We start from the raw sequence: 15,250 nt of genomic DNA on the forward strand, positions 1-15,250 counted from the left end.
AAATATTTTCTGCATATTAACGGATTAATCGGCAAGCCGGCGAGGGTCACAATGCGGGCCATTCCACTCCCCCATACCCGATCCCTGATACCTGGAGGCCATCATGCCCCTTGCCCTGTTGGCGCTGACGATCAGCGCATTCGCCATCGGCACGACGGAGTTCGTCATCGTCGGCCTGATTCCCACCGTCGCGGCCGACCTGCACGTGTCGCTGCCTTCCGCCGGCCTGCTGGTCAGCCTGTACGCGCTCGGCGTCGCCGTCGGCGCCCCACTGCTGACCGCGCTGACCGGCCGCCTGCCGCGCAAGACCTTGTTGCTGTCGCTGATGGCGCTGTTCACGCTCGGCAATCTGCTGGCATGGCAGGCGCCGGGCTACGGCTCGCTGGTGCTGGCCCGCGTGCTGACCGGCCTCGCCCACGGCGTGTTCTTTTCGATCGGCTCGACCATCGCGACCGGACTGGTGCCGCGCGAGAAGGCCGCCAGCGCGATTGCAATCATGTTTACCGGCCTGACCGTCGCGCTGGTGACCGGCGTGCCGCTGGGCACCTTCATCGGCCAGCATTTCGGCTGGCGCGAGACCTTCCTCGCCGTCTCCGCGCTCGGTGTCGTCGCCTTCGTCGGCAGCCTGCTGTTCGTCCCGTCCGGCATCCGCCATACGCCGCCGGCGTCGCTGATGCAGCAGGCCCGCGTGCTGGCTGAACCGCGGCTTTTGCTGGTCTATGCGAAGACCGCGATCGGCTACGGCGGCTCGTTCATCCCCTTCACGTTCCTCGCACCGATCCTGCAGGACGTGTCCGGCTTTGACGCGGGCGCGGTCAGCCTGGTGATGCTGGTGTACGGCCTGTCGGTCGCCGCGGGCAATATCTGGGGCGGCCGCCTGGCCGACCGCCACGGTCCGATTCCGGCGCTGAAGACGATGTTCGTGCTGCTGGCCGCGGTCCTGCTGGTGCTGAACTTCACCGCGCCGCACCGCTGGCTGGTGGTGGCGACGGTGCTGGCCTGGGGCGCGGTTGCGTTCGGCAACGTGCCGGGCCTGCAGGTCTATGTCGTCAAGCAGGCCGAGCGTTTCACGCCGCAGGCGGTCGACGTCGCCTCCGGCCTCAATATCGCCGCGTTCAATCTCGGCATCGCCGGCGCGGCGTGGGCCGGCGGCCTGATCGTGACGCACCTGGGCCTGATGCATACGCCGTGGATCGGCGCGCTGGTGGTGCTGGTCGCGCTGGGCCTGACGGTCTGGAGCGGCCGCCTCGATCGCGCCGATGGCGTGGTCCATCGCGGCGGCGGCACCGCCGGTGCGATGTCGCACTGACCGGCCGCGCGAACTGGCGGGGCGGCGCCAATCGAAACGCCGCCGCACACGCCAAATCTGCACCGCTTCCCGGCCAATGCTGCAAGCCTCTTCTACCCTTCCCCGCGGATGTGACGCATGCCATCACGGCATGCAACTTGCGTCGCGCTAGCCCGTCTGCGCGCAAAGACAGAACGAACGCCGGGCGACGCCCGGCGATATCACACATCCTGGAGAGACAGCATGAAAGCAACGACCTTGGCAGCAGCGCTTGCTGCTTGCCTGGCGCTCGCGACCGGCGCGGCCCTCGCGCAAGGCGGCGGGGCGGGAAGCGGCAGTGGCGGCGGCAGTGGCGGCGGCAGCGGCGGCAGCAGCAGCGGTGGCGGCAGTGCCGGCGCCGGACCGAGCACGACCCCCGGCACGGGGACCAGCGCCACAGGCTCGGGCAGCACCAGCGGCAGCGGTGGCACCTCGGGTTATCAGTCCGGCGGCGGTTCGGGCAGCAAGAGCGGCGCCAGTGCCCCGCGCGGGCGTTCCGGCAGCGGCAGCGGTGGGACCGGTGGCACCGGCACCGGCTCAGGAACGGGCTCCGGCAGCCCGGGAAGCCCCGGCAGTTCCGGCAGCACGGGCACCTCGGGCTCGGGCGGTACCGGTACCGGTAGCGGCGGGCTTGGCACCGGCGGCATGGGTTCCGGCGGCGCGGGCGGCTCGGGCGGGACCAGCGGCGGCTCCGGCGGCCGCTAAGCCAGGCGCCAGCGCGCCGGCAACGGCGCGCTGGCTTGTCCTTGGGCCGCGCTCAGGTCTCGCTCAGGCCGCGGCCAGCTGCAACACCCGCATCGCCTCGGCCGCCTCGCGGCGCAGCGCCTCGAGATCCAGTCCCACGATCGCACCGTCCTGCACGACCTGGCGTCCGCGCACGAAGACGTGGCGCACCGGCGTCGGTTCGCCCGCCGCCACCGGCGCGGCGGCGACGTCGTGAAAGCCGTGGAAGCGCAGGCCGCTGACGTCGTAGATCGCCAGGTCGGCCGACTGGCCCGGCGCCAGCGTGCCGATCCGCGGCAGGTCCAGCACCGCGGCACCCCCGGCCGTGCCCCAGTGAATCACCTCCTCCACCGTCGTCTGCGCGGCGCCGCCGACCGCGCGGTGCACCAGCCAGGCGAAGTTGGCCTCGTGGACCATGCTGCCGGACTCATTGGAGGCGACGCCGTCCACCCCGAGCGAGATGCGCACGCCGGCATCGGCCAGCGCGCGCACCGGCGCCACGCCGCTGCCCAGCCGCGCGTTGCTGACCGGACAGTGCGCCATGCCGGTACCGGTCGCGGCCAGCATGCGGATCTCGTCCGGCGACAACGTGACCAGATGCGCGAACCAGACGTCCGGGCCCAGCCAGCCGTGCTCGCCGACGAATTCCACCGGCGTGCAGCGATATTTCTCGCGGCAGAAGCGCACGTAGTTGTCGGTCTCCGACAGATGCGTATGCAGGCGCAGGCCGAGACCGCGGCCGAACTCCGCCAGCTCGCGCAGCATCGCGGGCGGCAGCGAGAACGTCGGCGTCGTCGGTGCCACCGCGACGCGGCGCATCGCATCGCCGGCGGGGTCGTGATAACGCGTCTTCAGCCGTTCGATGTCGGCCACCATCTCGTCGAGCGTCTCCGGCACCAGCGCGGTCTTGGACATGCCGGGATGGTCGGCCGCCGACTGGATCGCGCCGCCGCGGCACAGCACCAGCCGCAGCCCCATTTCCGCGGCCGTCTCGAACAGCAGGTCGCCGGTCTCGGCGCCATGGCCGTGGTGATAGAGGTAGTGATGATCGGCGCAGGTGGTGGTGCCCGACAACAGCAGCTCTGCCATGCCGAGCCGCACCGCGGCGCGCAGTACCTCGGGCGTGAAGGCCGCCAGGCGCGGATACGGCACCGCCGCGAGCCAGGCCTGCAGATCGGCGTTGATGCCGGCCGGCACGGCCTTCAGCAGGTTCTGGAACAGATGGTGGTGCGTATTGATCCAGCCGGGATACACCACGGCGCCCTGGACGTCGAGCACGCGTTCGCCGGGCAGCGGCGCGAGCCCTGGCGCGATCTCGGCGATGTGGCCGTCGCGGATGCGGATATCGGCCGCGCCGGCGCGCGCCGCCGGACCGGCCAGGCCCGTCATGACCGCAGCGGCGCCGCGGATCAGCAGGTTCTCGCGCGGGTTGTCCCGCGAGTCTTCGTTGTTGCATTGGACTTCGGTCAAGATCAGATCTCCGGGGCATGTTCGCCGGCGTGCGCCAGCGGTGCCTCACGGCGCGGCACGCCGTTGAGCAGCAGGTTCAGGAAGACGGACACCACGCAGGCGATGATCACGCTGCTGTGCACGAATGGCTGCAGCGCTTCGGGCAGCTTCTCTAGCACGGACGGCATGATCACCGGCATCAGCGCGCAGGCCAGCGTGATGGCGACGATGGTCAGGTTCGAGCGGTTGTTCTCGTAATCGACCTGGCCCAGCGTCTTGATGCCCGCCGCGCCGACCACGCCGAACATCACCAGCGCGGCGCCGCCGAGCGCCGCGGCCGGAATCGAAGCAAAGAGCGCGCCGATCTTCGGCACCAGCGCGACCGCGCACAGCATCAGGCCGCAGCTCGCCACGACCCAGCGGCTGCGCACGCCCGTCACGATCACCAGCCCCACGTTCTCCATGAACGCGATATACGGAAAGGCCGCGAACATGCCGCCGATCGCGCTGGCCAGGCCGTTGGCGCGCAGGCCGTTGGTCGCCTCGCGTTCGCTGACCGGGCGCTTGACCAGATCGCCGATCGCGATGAACAGCCCCATCGACTCGACCATCTGCACCAGCATCACGATCGTCATCGTGACGATCGCCCCGATATCGAACACCGGCAGGCCGAAGGCGAATGGCTGCACCATCGTGAACCACGGCGCGCGACGCACCTCGGCGAAGTCGCCCATGCCGAGCGCGGTCGCGACCGCCGCGCCGGCCAGCAGGCCGATCAATACCGACAGGTTGCGCAGGAACTCGCTGCCGTAGCGGTTGATCGCCAGGATCAGCGCGACCACGCCGATCGCGACCGCAAAGAACACCGGCGCCCCGAACTGGGGCGCACCGCGCCCGCCGCCCAGCCATTGATAGGCGACCGGGAACAGCGACAGGCCGATCGCGGTGACGATGCAGCCGGTCACCACGGGCGGGAAGAATTGCCGCAGTCGGCCGATCACCGGCGCCAGCAGCAGCGTGATCACGCCCGCGCCGATGATGGCACCGCATACGCCCTGGAAACCCAGCGACGGATCGGTGCCGATCGCGATCACCGGACCGACCGAGCTGAACGCGACGCCCTGCATGATCGGCAGCCGCACGCCGAACTTCCAGAAGCCGACGGTCTGCAGCAGCGTGGCGATGCCCGAGGTGAACAGCGCGGTGCTGATCAGCAGCGTCGTCTGCGCCGGGGTCATCTTCAACGCGGCGGCGACGATCATCGGCACCGTGATCGCGCCCAGATAACTGACCAGCATGTGCTGGAAGCCCAGCGTGAGCATGGCGCGCGGCGGCAGCACCGCGTCGACCGGGTGTTGGGGCGAAGCCATCGTCGTCTCCTTGGTGGTGGCTGAAGGGCGCTCGAGGCGGCGCCTGCAGCCACAGTAGCGGCCGCGCCGGCGCCGTCATAGCGCAATTGCGAAGGCGATAGGCGCAAAGCGCAGCGATGTGAGACGCGCGGTGCGGTGGTCTTGCGGTGGTCGTGCGATGGTCGTGCGATGGTCGTGCGGTGGCCGTGCGGTGGCCGTGCGGTGGTCGTGCGGTGGTCGTGCGGTGGTCGTGCGGTGGTCGTGCGAACGTTCGCGATGCCGATGGCGATCGCAGCGGCGCTGCGGGTTTGTCCCGGCTTTGCCGTCGGCAATGGCGGCCCTTACGATAGCGCGCGCACCGCCGTTCCGGGTGCCTGCCATCGCATTCTCAGCTCCGCGCTTCCATGCAGCCGCTTTCCGACGTTCCCGCGGACGTTTCAACGCCGGCCCTCGGCGCCGTCCATCGATTCCATGCCAGCGAATTGCCGCATGTGCAGACGCTGTGCACGCGGCTGTTCGGGCCCACGCGCGTGCGGCCGCTCGACGCCGCGGCGCCGCTGCATGTCGAGGTGGAGCAATGCCATATCGGCCAGCTGTCGCTGGTCGATATCCGCTACAGCACCGCGATGGAGATCGAGCCGCGGCCCGGCAAGGACGAGTACGTGATTCAAACCACGGTGGCTGGCCATTGCGAGGCGTTCACCGATGGCCAGTTGCAGCAGTTCCCGCACGGCAGCACGCTGATTGCCTCGCCGACACTGCGCACGCGGCTGCTGCTGGATGCGGCTTGCCAACGCTTCTGCGTGGTGCTGCGCCGGCGCGCGATCGAACACGCGTTCCGCGAGCACTTCGGCTTCGAGCCGCCGGCGCCGATCGCGTTTGCGCCACGGCTGGCCAGCGGCAATGCGTTGAATGGGTCCAATGCGTTGAATGGTGTGGCCGAGCGCTGGCAGGCGCTGGTCGGCTATCTGCGCGCGGAGATGCGCACGCGCCGGGCCGGCACCGCCAATCCGACCATCGACGCCAGCATCGAGCATATGGTGGTGTCGACGCTGCTGTTCGACCAGTTCTCCGGCGACGGCGCCACGCTGCCGCGGCGCTTCCAGCCGACGCTGCCGACCTATGTGCGCAGGGCCATCCAGTATCTGCGGCGCAATCTCGATCGTCCGATCACGATGCGCGAACTCGCCGACCATTGCGGCGTGTCGGAGCGCTCGCTGCAGGTCGGTTTCCGGCGCAGCAAGAACGCGACACCGATGGAATATCTGCGGCTGCTGCGGCTGCAGGGCGCGCGCGACAGCCTGCTGCGCGCGCCGCAGCAGCCCGGCGCGGTCACCGCGATCGCGCTGCGGCACGGATTCGCGCATCTGAGCATGTTCTCGCGGGAATACCGGCGCGAATTCGGCGAACTGCCGTCGGACACGTTGCGCCGCGCGCAGCGGCGCGAAGGATAGCGGCAGTTTTATCCAGCGATCCCAGCCGTGGCGGCGCGGGTCGTCCGCCCCGCCTCCCCGTCGCCACGGCGCCGATGCGACGCTGCGCCCTCCGCCTCAACGTGCCAGGCAGATCCCCAGCATTGTCTGCAATCGGCCGCGGTCCAGATTGCGGCCGATAAAGACGAGCTTGCTGTCGCGCGGCGCGCCCAGCCATGGATCGCCCGCATGCAGGTCGAGCTGCCGGTGCACGGCCTGCAGCACATGGCGCCGCTCGCTGCCGGTAACGGCGACGATGCCCTTGATGCGGAACAGGTCGTCGCCCTGCGCCGCCAGCAAGGCCCGGATCGCGCTGGCGAGGCGGTCTCCGTCAAACGGCCGGTCGAATACCAGCGAGACCGACGAGACCGACGGATCGTGACGGTGGGCATGCTCACGATCATGGTCATGGTCGTGTCCGCAGTGCTCGTCGCAGACGTGCCCTTCGCCGTGATCATCACCGTGGCCGTGATCGTGCTCGTCCCCGCTGTCGTCCAGCACCGCCAGCCCCGGCGTAAACCCGCCGATTCCCAGAATGTTCCGCAGATCGACGCGTGCATAGTTCGAACGCAGGATCTGCGCGCCCTCGTTGAGCCGGCGCAGCCGCGCCTCCAGCGCGTCCACCGCCGCCGGGTCGGCCAGGTCGGTCTTGTTGATGACGATGCGGTCGGCTGCGACGATCTGGTCGACCGCCTGATTGTCGAAGCCGCGCAGCCGCGGATCGTCCAGATGGCTTTCGATATGCAGCGCGTCGACCAGCGTGACTACGCCGTCGAGCGCGACCTCCCGCGCCACCTCGTGGTCCATGAAGAAGGTCGCCGCGACCGGGGTCGGGTCGGCGAGGCCGCTGGTCTCGACGATGATATGGTCGAAGCGTTCGGGCTGCGCCAGCAGCTTCTGCAGGATGCGGACCAGATCGGTACGCACGTCGACCACGCAGCAGATGCAGCCGTTGGTCATCTGGTAGATCTCTTCGTCCGAGCTCAGCACCAGGTCCGAATCGACATCGACCTCGCCGAACTCGTTCTCGATCACCGCGATGCGATGGCCGTGCCGCTCGGTCAGGATGTAGTTCAGCAGCGTGGTCTTTCCGGCGCCGAGAAAGCCGGTCAGGATCGTCACGGGGACCGGCACTGCGGCGCGCTCGGCATGATCTCCGGCGGCTGGCTGGACCGTAGTCGAACGTATCGCTTCATGGGTAAGGGACGTAAGGGCATTCATCGTGTCTCCTCCTCCGCCATGGCAGTCGGCATCGCGTCGGCCGGCACGGGACGCATCCCCTGCCAACGCGCGACCAGACCGGCATGGTCGATATCGAACAGGTCGAGCGTACGCCCGACGGTATGGTTGACCAGATCGTCGATGGAGCCTGGCCGGTGGTAGAACGCCGGCACCGGGGGCAGCACGATCGCGCCCATCTCGGTGACCGCGGTCAGGTTGCGCAGATGGCCCAGATGCAGCGGCGTCTCGCGCGGCAGCAGCACCAGCCGGCGCCTTTCCTTCAGCATCACGTCGGCGGCGCGCGTGACCAGGTTGTCGGCGAGGCCATGCGCGATCGCCGCCAGCGTCCGCATCGAACACGGCGCCACCACCATCCCGGCGCAGCGATAGGAGCCGCTGGCGATGGTGGCGCCGATATCGCGGACGTTGTGGGCGACGTCGGCCAGCGCCTCGACCTCGGCGCGGCACAGGCCGAGCTCGTGCCGGATCGTCAGCCAGCCGGACGGCGTCACCACCAGGTCGGTGCGCCAGTCCGGCTGCTGCGCCAGCCACTGCAGCAGGCGCACGCCGTAGATCGCGCCGCTGGCGCCGGTGATGGCGACCACGAGGCGGCGGCTCATGGGCGCCCCAGCACATCGCCGAGCAGCCGCGCGGCCCGCGCCATCGCGTCGTCGCCGATGCGCGCGCGGATGCCATCGAACTGCGGGCCGCGTGTCGCATCGAGCCCCATGCGCGACGTCGTACCGACGCCGGATGCCGACGGATCGAGCGCGCTGCCGGGCAGGCCGTCGACGACCACCACGTCCAGATGCGGCTGCAGATGCGTGGCGACGGCCCACAGCACCTCTTCATCGCGCGTGATATCGACATCCTCGTCGACCGCGATCACCGTCTTCAGGTACGGATCCCAGCCGAGCAGTCCCAGCATGACCTGGCGCGCCTCGCCGGCACGCATTGGCTTGAGCGCGACATAGGCATGGAAGTGCGTGCCCGAACTCGGGTAGTGCACGGCGGTGACGCTGGGAAAACGCTCCTTCAGCTTCTCGACCATCTCCGACTCGCGCGGAATCCGTCCGAGATTGAGGTGCTCGGCCGAATTGCCGCCGACCACGTCGATCAGCATCGCGTCGCGCCGGCGCAGGATCGTCTCGACGCGCAGCAGATTGTTGGTCGAGCGGTCCGACGAATAGCCGGTGAACTCGCCGAACGGCCCCTCGTCGACACGCGCTTCCGGATCGATGACCCCTTCCAGCACGATCTCCGCGCTGGCCGGCACCGCGATGCCATGGCGCGGCGTGCGCACGACCTCCAGCGGCGCGCCGAACAGCCCGCCGGCAACGTGGCGCTCGTCGATGCCGTACGGCAGCCGTGCCGCGCCCGCCAGCATGAAGAGCGGATGCGCGCCGATCACCATCGCCACCGGCAACGGCTGCCCGCGCACGGCGGCCTGCTGCTGCATGCGCCACAGGTGGCCGCGCGAATGCAGGCTGGTGGCGATGCCGGTCGGCGAGTGCACCATCGAGCGGTGGTAGCTGGCATTGCCGATGCCGGTCTCGGGGTCCTGCGCGATCAGGATCGCGTTGGTGATATAGGGCCCGCGATCGGTGGCGAAATGCCGGATCGCCGGGATCGTCCGCAGGTCGATGCCCTCGCTCTGCACGACCTCGAGCACCGGCCCGTTGTCGACCTCGCGCGGCGGCACCAGGCGGCGGCTGCGCGCCTGATATTCGGCGTGGATGCCGTCGGCGCCGACGCCAAGCAACCGGCCGACGCGCTCGCGCGAGGCGAACACATTGGTCACCAGCGGCGTCCCCAAACCCCGCACGCGCTCGAACACCAGCATCGGATGGCGCCCCTGCGCGGCCAGTTGCCAGACCACGGCGGTCGCATCCTGATCGGCGCCGACCTCGTCGCCGATCACCAGCACATCATCGGGATGCGCGGCCCGATAGGCCGACAGAAAGTCGCGGAAATCCTGCGACGACGAGTAGCGCCCCGAATCGCGCCCCGAATCGCACCCTGAATCGCGTCCCGAATGGCGCCCCGAATTGAGCGACGATGTCATCGTTCTCTCCTTGTCACGCCGGCCGGGCCGCGGCACGCGAACGTGCCGGGCCCGGCCGGCCGCCGTGTGGGGCGGTTCAGCGAAGACCGGCGTAGGTATCGGTCAGCCTGGCCTGCGCCTCTTCCATCGTGCGCGGCGGCGGCGTGGTCTCCAGGCCGATCAGGCGGGCAATGTTGTTGCCCATGTAGTCCTCCAGCCCGTCCTCGTCCAGATCCATCCCCTGCGGCGCAGGGCCGCACAGCATCTCCAGCTCGCGCAGCCACATGCCCGGCTCGTTCGGCGGCGTGTCGGTGCCGAACACGATCTTGTTGCGCGGCAACTGGCGGGCGAATTCGACGATGCGCGACTGGAAGCACCAGCCCGATTCGCAATAGACGTTCGGCGTGTCCATCGCCATCCAGAACGCCTCGAACGAATAATTGCCGCCGGTCTGGATGCCGAAATGGCCAATGATGAAATTGACCATCGGGAATTCGCGGATGATCGGATAGAACATCGTCGGAATCGTGTACGGCCCGTCGCCGGTGTGGATCAGCACCACGACGTTGTACTTGGCACACATCTTCAATGCGGGCCGCAGCCAGTCGAGCGCGCGGTCGGGGCGATAGCCGTGCATGTTGGCATGCAGCTTCATCATCTTGAAGCCGTATTCCTTGACGTGGTATTCGAGCTCGAGCGCGCCCTCTTCCGGACCCCAGCGCGGATTGAAGGTGAAATTGCCGATGAAGCGGTCCGGATATTTCTGGCACAGCTCGGCCACATAGGCCATGTAGTCGCGCACGCCTTCGCGGCCGCGGCGATTGCCGTCGCGATAGCCGGTATTGCCGGGCGGCGGCTGGATGAAGCCCATGTCGATGCGGCGCGGCTTGCCGTTGATGATGTAGGGGCCGTCCATCATCTTGAGCAGGCGCTCGCCGGTGAACGGTTCGCCGGTATGGCGCCAGGCCTCGTCGACGAGGTTGGTGGGATGCAGATGGGTGTCGATGATCATTGCAGTGGCTCCGTGCAGGGCTGCGTTGTCTGGAAGCGGTCGTGGGCGGCGCGGCTCAGGCGGCGAGCCTGGCGCGGGCCTCTTCGACCGTGCGCGGCACCGGCGTCGGTTCGAGCCCGATCATCCGCGCGACGTTGTTGCCGAGGTAGTCCTCCAGCGTGTCCTCGTCCAGATTGAGCCCCTGCGGCGGCTCGAAACACAGCACCTCCAGCAGGCGCAGCCACATGCCCGGCTCGTTCGGCGGCGTATCGGACCCGAACAGGATCTTGTGCCTGGGCAAGACCTTGGCAAATTCGACGATGCGCGATTGCAGGCACCAGCCCGATTCGCAATAGACGTTCGGCATGTCCATCGCCATCTGGAACGGCTCGAAGCAATAGACGCCGCCGGTTTGCACGCCGAAGTGGGCCATGATGAAATTGACCGTCGGGAATTCCTTGATCATCGGCACCCATTCGGTCGGGATGCTGTAGGGGCCGTCGCCGGTATGCAGCTTGACCAGCACGCCCAGTTCCGCGCATTTCTGCAGCGCCGGACGCAGCCAGTCGAGCGCGCGGTCGGGCCGATAGGCGTGCATGTTGGCCTGGAACTGGACCATCTTGAAACCGAGCTTGCGCACGTAATGGTCGATCGCATTGACGCCGTTTTCGACGCCGCAACGCGGGTTGTAGACGAAGCAGCCGATGAAGCGGTCGGGATATTTGCGCACCATCTCGACCGTGTAGGCCATATAGGCGTCGATCGATTCGCTGCCCGACCTGGTGCCGTCGGTCCACGTGTAGATGGTGTTGCCTTGCGGCGGCTGGATGAAGGCGCGATCGATGCGGCGCGGCTTGCCGTTGATCAGGAATGGGCCATCCATCATCTGGATCAGGCGCTCGCCGGTAAAGGGCTCGCCATCGTGCCGCCATGCCAGATCGACCAGATTGGTCGGATAGCAACTGGTGTCGATGATCATGCGGGTGTCTCCTCGCAATGCTGCAGGTTGAAGGCATGCGGGACCGGGCCGGTCGTTGCGGACGGGCCAGGCGCGCGTTGCGTTCGGGAGCACTGTCGAGGGGGAGCGTTGGAAGAATGCGCCACCGACGGTACTCCGTCAGTGAGCAATCTCCAGTTGAACGATCGCGGCATTGCGCCGCTGCTTGTTCAATCGACCGCTTCTACCCACGGCGCCTTTATACCGCCGTGGAAATTGGGATGTCAAGCGGGAAGCGTGGACGCCGATGTTGCGGTGCCCACGCTCCCGCGCTCGGATCCATCGATGCGGCGTGCGATCAGGCGTTGGTGCCGTTATCGATGGTCCATGCGGCGCCGGTCACCGCTTGCGCCTCCGGCGAGGCCAGCAGCGCCACCACGGCGGCCACCTCGTCCGGCGAGGCGTAACGCTGCTGCCCTGCCATCAGCGAGCGCTGCCAGTCGGAATGCGGCCCATCGGGCGGGTTCATGTCGGTGGCGGTCGAGCCGGGGTGCACCACATTGACGGTAATGCCGCGCGGACCGAAATCGCGCGCCAGGCCCTGCGTCATGCCGACCAGCGCCGCCTTGCTCGCGCTATAGATCGCCATTCCCTGCCCCGGCACGCGCACCGCGAGGTTGCTGCCGATCGAGATAATGCGGCCGCCATCGGGCATGACCGCTGCCACCGCCTTGATCGCAACGAAGGCGGCACGGACGTTGACGGCCATCGTCACGTCGAAGTCCTCGACGGTCGCTTCCGTCGGCGAACCCGCGCGGAAAATGCCGGCGTTGTTCACCAGGATGTCGATCTTGCCGAACGCCGCCGCGGCCCGCGCGACCGCATCGGCCACCGCCGCCGGATCGCTGTTGTCGGCCCGGATTGCCAGTGCCTGCCGGCCATGCGCCCGCACCTGGGCGGCAACCTCTTCGGCCTGCTGCTCCGAACTGGCGTAGGTCAGTGCAACGTCCGCGCCATCGGCGGCCAGCCGGCGAGCGATCGCGGCGCCGATGCCGCGGCTGCCGCCCGTGACCAGGGCCGTTTTTCCTTGCAGGGATGCCATGTCTTGCTCCTTGAAGTTGGTATTCAACGTGGTTTCAACGCGTCGTTCGGCGTGGTTTGAACCGGGTTGCCACACAGGTGTTGCCGGTATCGATCGCCGCGCCCGCAATTCATACCGGTCGGTACAAATTTGAATGGCATTATTGGCACGTTGTCGCCGACGGTCAAGGGATTTACTATCCGGTCAGTACAGAATTCACCGTTCCATCCATGAGCCAACGAGGAAGACCCCGCGCCTTCGACCGCGACACCGCCCTGCAGGCGGCCATGCGCGTGTTCTGGGAGCGCGGCTACGAACAGGCGTCGCTGAGCGAGCTGACCGCCGCGATGGGGATCAACCGCCCCAGCCTCTATGCCGCCTTCGGCGACAAGGCGCAGCTGTTTCAGGAAGCGATGGCGCTGTATCAGCGCACGATGAACTTCACCACGCCGGCGCTGGCCCGTCCGGCCGCGCGCGCGGCGATCGAGGCGATGCTGCGTGACAACGTCGACGCCTATTGCGACCCGACGACGCCGCGCGGCTGCCTGGTGGTGTCGATCGCCGCCGCCTGTCCCGACGACGACAGCGAGATGAAGACGATGCTGTCGAGCAAGCTGCGCACGGTCGGCGAATCGGTGCGCCAGCGCCTGAAGCAAGGCGTCGAGGCCGGCGAACTGCCGGCCGACACGGACATCGGCGCCCTCGCGGCTTACTTCGAGACGGTGCTGCAGGGCTTGTCGATCCAGGCCCGCACCGGGGCTTCGCGCCAGCGGCTGCACCGGGTGGTGGACTGCGCGATGCGGGTGTGGGATAGCTTATCCGGCGAGCCGCAGAAACGCCCCGCGCGGCAGCGTAGTGCCTGATACGCCTCTTCAAGACCTTCTTCCCTGACGACCAAACGAGCGCGATGCAGGTCGCCGGATGCCACCGTCGTTGCTTTGTGTCAGAAATCGATATAAACTTCCGACAGTCCAAGGAGGAACGATGCGAACCCTTGCCCAACAGATCACCGAATACGCAGCCGGACTACCGGAAGGCACGCCCTTGGTCGCCAAGGGCTTGCTGCATCTGGGAAATCGCGCCGCCGTCGACCAGGCGCTCAGCCGTATGGCGCGCCGTGGCGCATTGCTTCGCATCGAACGCGGTATTTATGCCGTTCCCGTGCCTACCCGCTTCGGCAACCGGGCGCCGGCCGCCTCGGCATTGATCGAGGGTCTTGCCCGGCAGCGTGGGGAAACCGTCGTGCCTCATGGTGCCGCGGCGGCCAACGAACTGGGGCTGACGACGCAAGTTCCCGTGCGCGCCGTGTATTTGACCTCCGGCCGCAGCCGCCTGCTTACGCTGGGCGCTCAAGTGATTGAGTTCCGGCACGCACCGCGATGGCAGTTGGCATTGGCCGGCCGCCACGCCGGAAAGGTCCTGCGCGCGCTGACATGGCTCGGCCCCCAACATGCCAACGAAGCGATCGCAAAACTGCGCGCCCGGCTCTCGGCATCCGACCTTGCCGAAGTCGCGTCTTCACGCGGTCAGCTGCCCACGTGGATGGCCAAGGAAGTGAGTACCTTGCTGCAGCATTGACGCAACGTGACCGAGTTCTTCAGCCTGTCCCGGGCGGAACAACGGGATGCTCTCGAAGTGGTCGCGACGCGATCCGGCCGGCCGCCGCATCTGCTCGAAAAGGATCTATGGGTGGTATGGTCGCTGCGCCATCTCTTTGCCGGCCCTCATGCCGATCATCTGGTCTTCAAGGGCGGTACTTCTCTGTCCAAGGCGTATGGCGCGATCCGCCGCTTCTCAGAAGACATCGACCTGACCTATGACATCAGGGCGATCGCCGGCGACCTGATCGGGGACACCGGCGAACCGCTGCCGCCTAACCGTAGTCAGGAGAAGCGATGGACCAAGGCCATCCGCACGCGCCTGTCGGCTTGGGTCATGACCGAGATGCTTCCGTCGATTCAAGACGAATTGGGGAGGCAACGGCTGCCGGCGGCCGCCAGCGTGGACGGTGACAAGGTCTTAATTGCGTACGAGCCGCTGTCCTGTGGAACCGGCTACGTTTCCCCGGTCGTCATGCTCGAGTTCGGTGCCCGATGTACGGGCGAGCCAAGTCATCTGCGCCGGATCCACTGCGATGCGGCCGCGCATCTTCGCGAGATCGCGTTTCCAGACACTACCGCGCGCGTCATGCGCGCCGAACGCACGTTCTGGGAAAAGGCCACGGCGATTCATGTCTACTGCGCACAGGGTGAGTTCCGTGGCAGCGCGCGTTTCGCCCGGCATTGGCACGATCTGGTGCGCCTCGACGACGTCGGACTCGCCGATGCCGCCCTTGCCGATCGCGGTCTTGCCCACGCCGTCGCGAAGCACAAGGGGATTTTCTTCGCCGAGAAATTTCCTGGCGGCGAACCGATCGACTATGGCGTGGCGGTGTCCGGAGGGTTGCGATTGGTCCCTGACGACAAGGCGCTTAGCGCATTGGCCTCCGACTATCAGCACATGATCGACGACGGCCTGCTGCTTGACGATGGCGAGCCCTTTGAAATACTGCTGGAGCGCTGCGCCACCATCGAACGCAGAGCGAACGACTTGGCCCGAGGTACAGAACCACTGCCCGAAAAGACGTTCTGATCCGCGGCTCGCGCTATGGCGAAGG

14 protein-coding genes are annotated in these 15,250 nt (G+C 67.6%); 6 read left to right on the forward strand and 8 right to left on the reverse strand.

The genetic code is table 11. From position 1 onward, the window contains the following. The first annotated feature begins 103 nt into the window (after positions 1-103). Both LRR16_RS20415 and LRR16_RS20420 read left to right on the forward strand, forming a co-directional pair. Positions 104-1,309 (forward strand): MFS transporter, encoded by a 1,206-nt coding sequence (locus LRR16_RS20415; protein ID WP_064577065.1) that lies wholly within the window; start codon positions 104-106, stop codon positions 1,307-1,309. 222 nt (positions 1,310-1,531) lie between these two features. Continuing rightward, on the forward strand, positions 1,532-2,032 hold the full coding sequence (locus tag LRR16_RS20420) for a hypothetical protein (RefSeq protein ID WP_232206941.1): 501 nt from the start codon (positions 1,532-1,534) through the stop codon (positions 2,030-2,032). Between the two features lie 63 nt (positions 2,033-2,095). Here LRR16_RS20420 and LRR16_RS20425 read toward each other — a convergent pair whose 3' ends face one another. Next, positions 2,096-3,439 (reverse strand): amidohydrolase family protein, encoded by a 1,344-nt coding sequence (locus tag LRR16_RS20425; protein ID WP_232206978.1) that lies wholly within the window; start codon positions 3,437-3,439, stop codon positions 2,096-2,098. Between the two features lie 83 nt (positions 3,440-3,522). Beyond that, a complete protein-coding gene (locus LRR16_RS20430; protein ID WP_232206942.1) occupies positions 3,523-4,869 on the reverse strand; it encodes a nucleobase:cation symporter-2 family protein in 1,347 nt (448 codons plus the stop codon). A 383-nt stretch (positions 4,870-5,252) separates the two neighbouring features. Between LRR16_RS20430 and LRR16_RS20435 the strand changes: the two genes are divergently transcribed. After that, positions 5,253-6,302, forward strand: a complete 1,050-nt coding sequence (locus LRR16_RS20435; RefSeq protein WP_006579566.1) for an AraC family transcriptional regulator — start codon at positions 5,253-5,255, stop codon at positions 6,300-6,302. Positions 6,303-6,398: 96 nt separating this feature from the next. Here LRR16_RS20435 and LRR16_RS20440 read toward each other — a convergent pair whose 3' ends face one another. The 6 genes from LRR16_RS20440 to LRR16_RS20465 form a co-directional block, all read right to left on the reverse strand. Beyond that, positions 6,399-7,454 carry a GTP-binding protein gene (locus tag LRR16_RS20440; RefSeq protein ID WP_232206979.1) on the reverse strand — a complete coding sequence of 352 codons (1,056 nt, stop codon included), beginning with the start codon at positions 7,452-7,454 and terminating at the stop codon, positions 6,399-6,401. 83 nt (positions 7,455-7,537) lie between these two features. Further along, complete coding sequence (locus LRR16_RS20445; RefSeq protein WP_006579564.1) at positions 7,538-8,161, reverse strand: UbiX family flavin prenyltransferase; 624 nt, start codon at positions 8,159-8,161, stop codon at positions 7,538-7,540. Next, entirely contained in the window at positions 8,158-9,606 is a 1,449-nt protein-coding gene (locus LRR16_RS20450; RefSeq protein ID WP_232206943.1) for a UbiD family decarboxylase, read from the reverse strand. Before LRR16_RS20450 ends, LRR16_RS20445 begins: the two co-directional genes overlap by 4 nt. 76 nt (positions 9,607-9,682) lie before the next feature. Further along, positions 9,683-10,597 (reverse strand): amidohydrolase family protein, encoded by a 915-nt coding sequence (locus LRR16_RS20455; RefSeq protein WP_006578677.1) that lies wholly within the window; start codon positions 10,595-10,597, stop codon positions 9,683-9,685. A 55-nt stretch (positions 10,598-10,652) separates the two neighbouring features. After that, positions 10,653-11,555: an amidohydrolase family protein gene (locus LRR16_RS20460; RefSeq protein WP_006578676.1), complete on the reverse strand. Its 903-nt coding sequence runs from the start codon at positions 11,553-11,555 to the stop codon at positions 10,653-10,655. A gap of 316 nt (positions 11,556-11,871) precedes the next feature. After that, positions 11,872-12,615, reverse strand: a complete 744-nt coding sequence (locus LRR16_RS20465; RefSeq protein ID WP_006578675.1) for an SDR family NAD(P)-dependent oxidoreductase — start codon at positions 12,613-12,615, stop codon at positions 11,872-11,874. Between the two features lie 56 nt (positions 12,616-12,671). Here LRR16_RS20465 and LRR16_RS20470 point away from each other — a divergent pair, with 56 nt between their 5' ends. The 3 genes from LRR16_RS20470 to LRR16_RS20480 all read left to right on the forward strand — a co-directional run bounded on the left by LRR16_RS20470 (position 12,672) and on the right by LRR16_RS20480 (position 15,225). Beyond that, positions 12,672-13,457 carry a TetR/AcrR family transcriptional regulator gene (locus LRR16_RS20470; protein WP_232206944.1) on the forward strand — a complete coding sequence of 262 codons (786 nt, stop codon included), beginning with the start codon at positions 12,672-12,674 and terminating at the stop codon, positions 13,455-13,457. Positions 13,458-13,578: 121 nt separating this feature from the next. Next, positions 13,579-14,172, forward strand: coding sequence for a DUF6088 family protein (locus LRR16_RS20475; RefSeq protein ID WP_053821699.1), 594 nt, complete (start codon positions 13,579-13,581; stop codon positions 14,170-14,172). A gap of 6 nt (positions 14,173-14,178) precedes the next feature. Further along, on the forward strand, positions 14,179-15,225 hold the full coding sequence (locus LRR16_RS20480) for a nucleotidyl transferase AbiEii/AbiGii toxin family protein (RefSeq protein WP_064577074.1): 1,047 nt from the start codon (positions 14,179-14,181) through the stop codon (positions 15,223-15,225). Positions 15,226-15,250 lie beyond the last annotated feature (25 nt).

Source organism: Cupriavidus sp. UGS-1 (genome assembly GCF_021213615.1).
Classification (GTDB): domain Bacteria; phylum Pseudomonadota; class Gammaproteobacteria; order Burkholderiales; family Burkholderiaceae; genus Cupriavidus.

What these genes read in the sequence shown, in the direction of transcription:
- LRR16_RS20415 (WP_064577065.1), top strand. Translation starts at nt 104, where the DNA reads ATGCCCCTTGCCCTGTTGGCGCTGACGATCAGCGCATTCGCCATCGGC.
- LRR16_RS20420 (WP_232206941.1), top strand. Translation starts at nt 1,532, where the DNA reads ATGAAAGCAACGACCTTGGCAGCAGCGCTTGCTGCTTGCCTGGCGCTC.
- LRR16_RS20425 (WP_232206978.1), bottom strand. Translation starts at nt 3,439, where the DNA reads ATGACGGGCCTGGCCGGTCCGGCGGCGCGCGCCGGCGCGGCCGATATC.
- LRR16_RS20430 (WP_232206942.1), bottom strand. Translation starts at nt 4,869, where the DNA reads ATGGCTTCGCCCCAACACCCGGTCGACGCGGTGCTGCCGCCGCGCGCC.
- LRR16_RS20435 (WP_006579566.1), top strand. Translation starts at nt 5,253, where the DNA reads ATGCAGCCGCTTTCCGACGTTCCCGCGGACGTTTCAACGCCGGCCCTC.
- LRR16_RS20445 (WP_006579564.1), bottom strand. Translation starts at nt 8,161, where the DNA reads ATGAGCCGCCGCCTCGTGGTCGCCATCACCGGCGCCAGCGGCGCGATC.
- LRR16_RS20450 (WP_232206943.1), bottom strand. Translation starts at nt 9,606, where the DNA reads ATGACATCGTCGCTCAATTCGGGGCGCCATTCGGGACGCGATTCAGGG.
- LRR16_RS20455 (WP_006578677.1), bottom strand. Translation starts at nt 10,597, where the DNA reads ATGATCATCGACACCCATCTGCATCCCACCAACCTCGTCGACGAGGCC.
- LRR16_RS20460 (WP_006578676.1), bottom strand. Translation starts at nt 11,555, where the DNA reads ATGATCATCGACACCAGTTGCTATCCGACCAATCTGGTCGATCTGGCA.
- LRR16_RS20465 (WP_006578675.1), bottom strand. Translation starts at nt 12,615, where the DNA reads ATGGCATCCCTGCAAGGAAAAACGGCCCTGGTCACGGGCGGCAGCCGC.
- LRR16_RS20475 (WP_053821699.1), top strand. Translation starts at nt 13,579, where the DNA reads ATGCGAACCCTTGCCCAACAGATCACCGAATACGCAGCCGGACTACCG.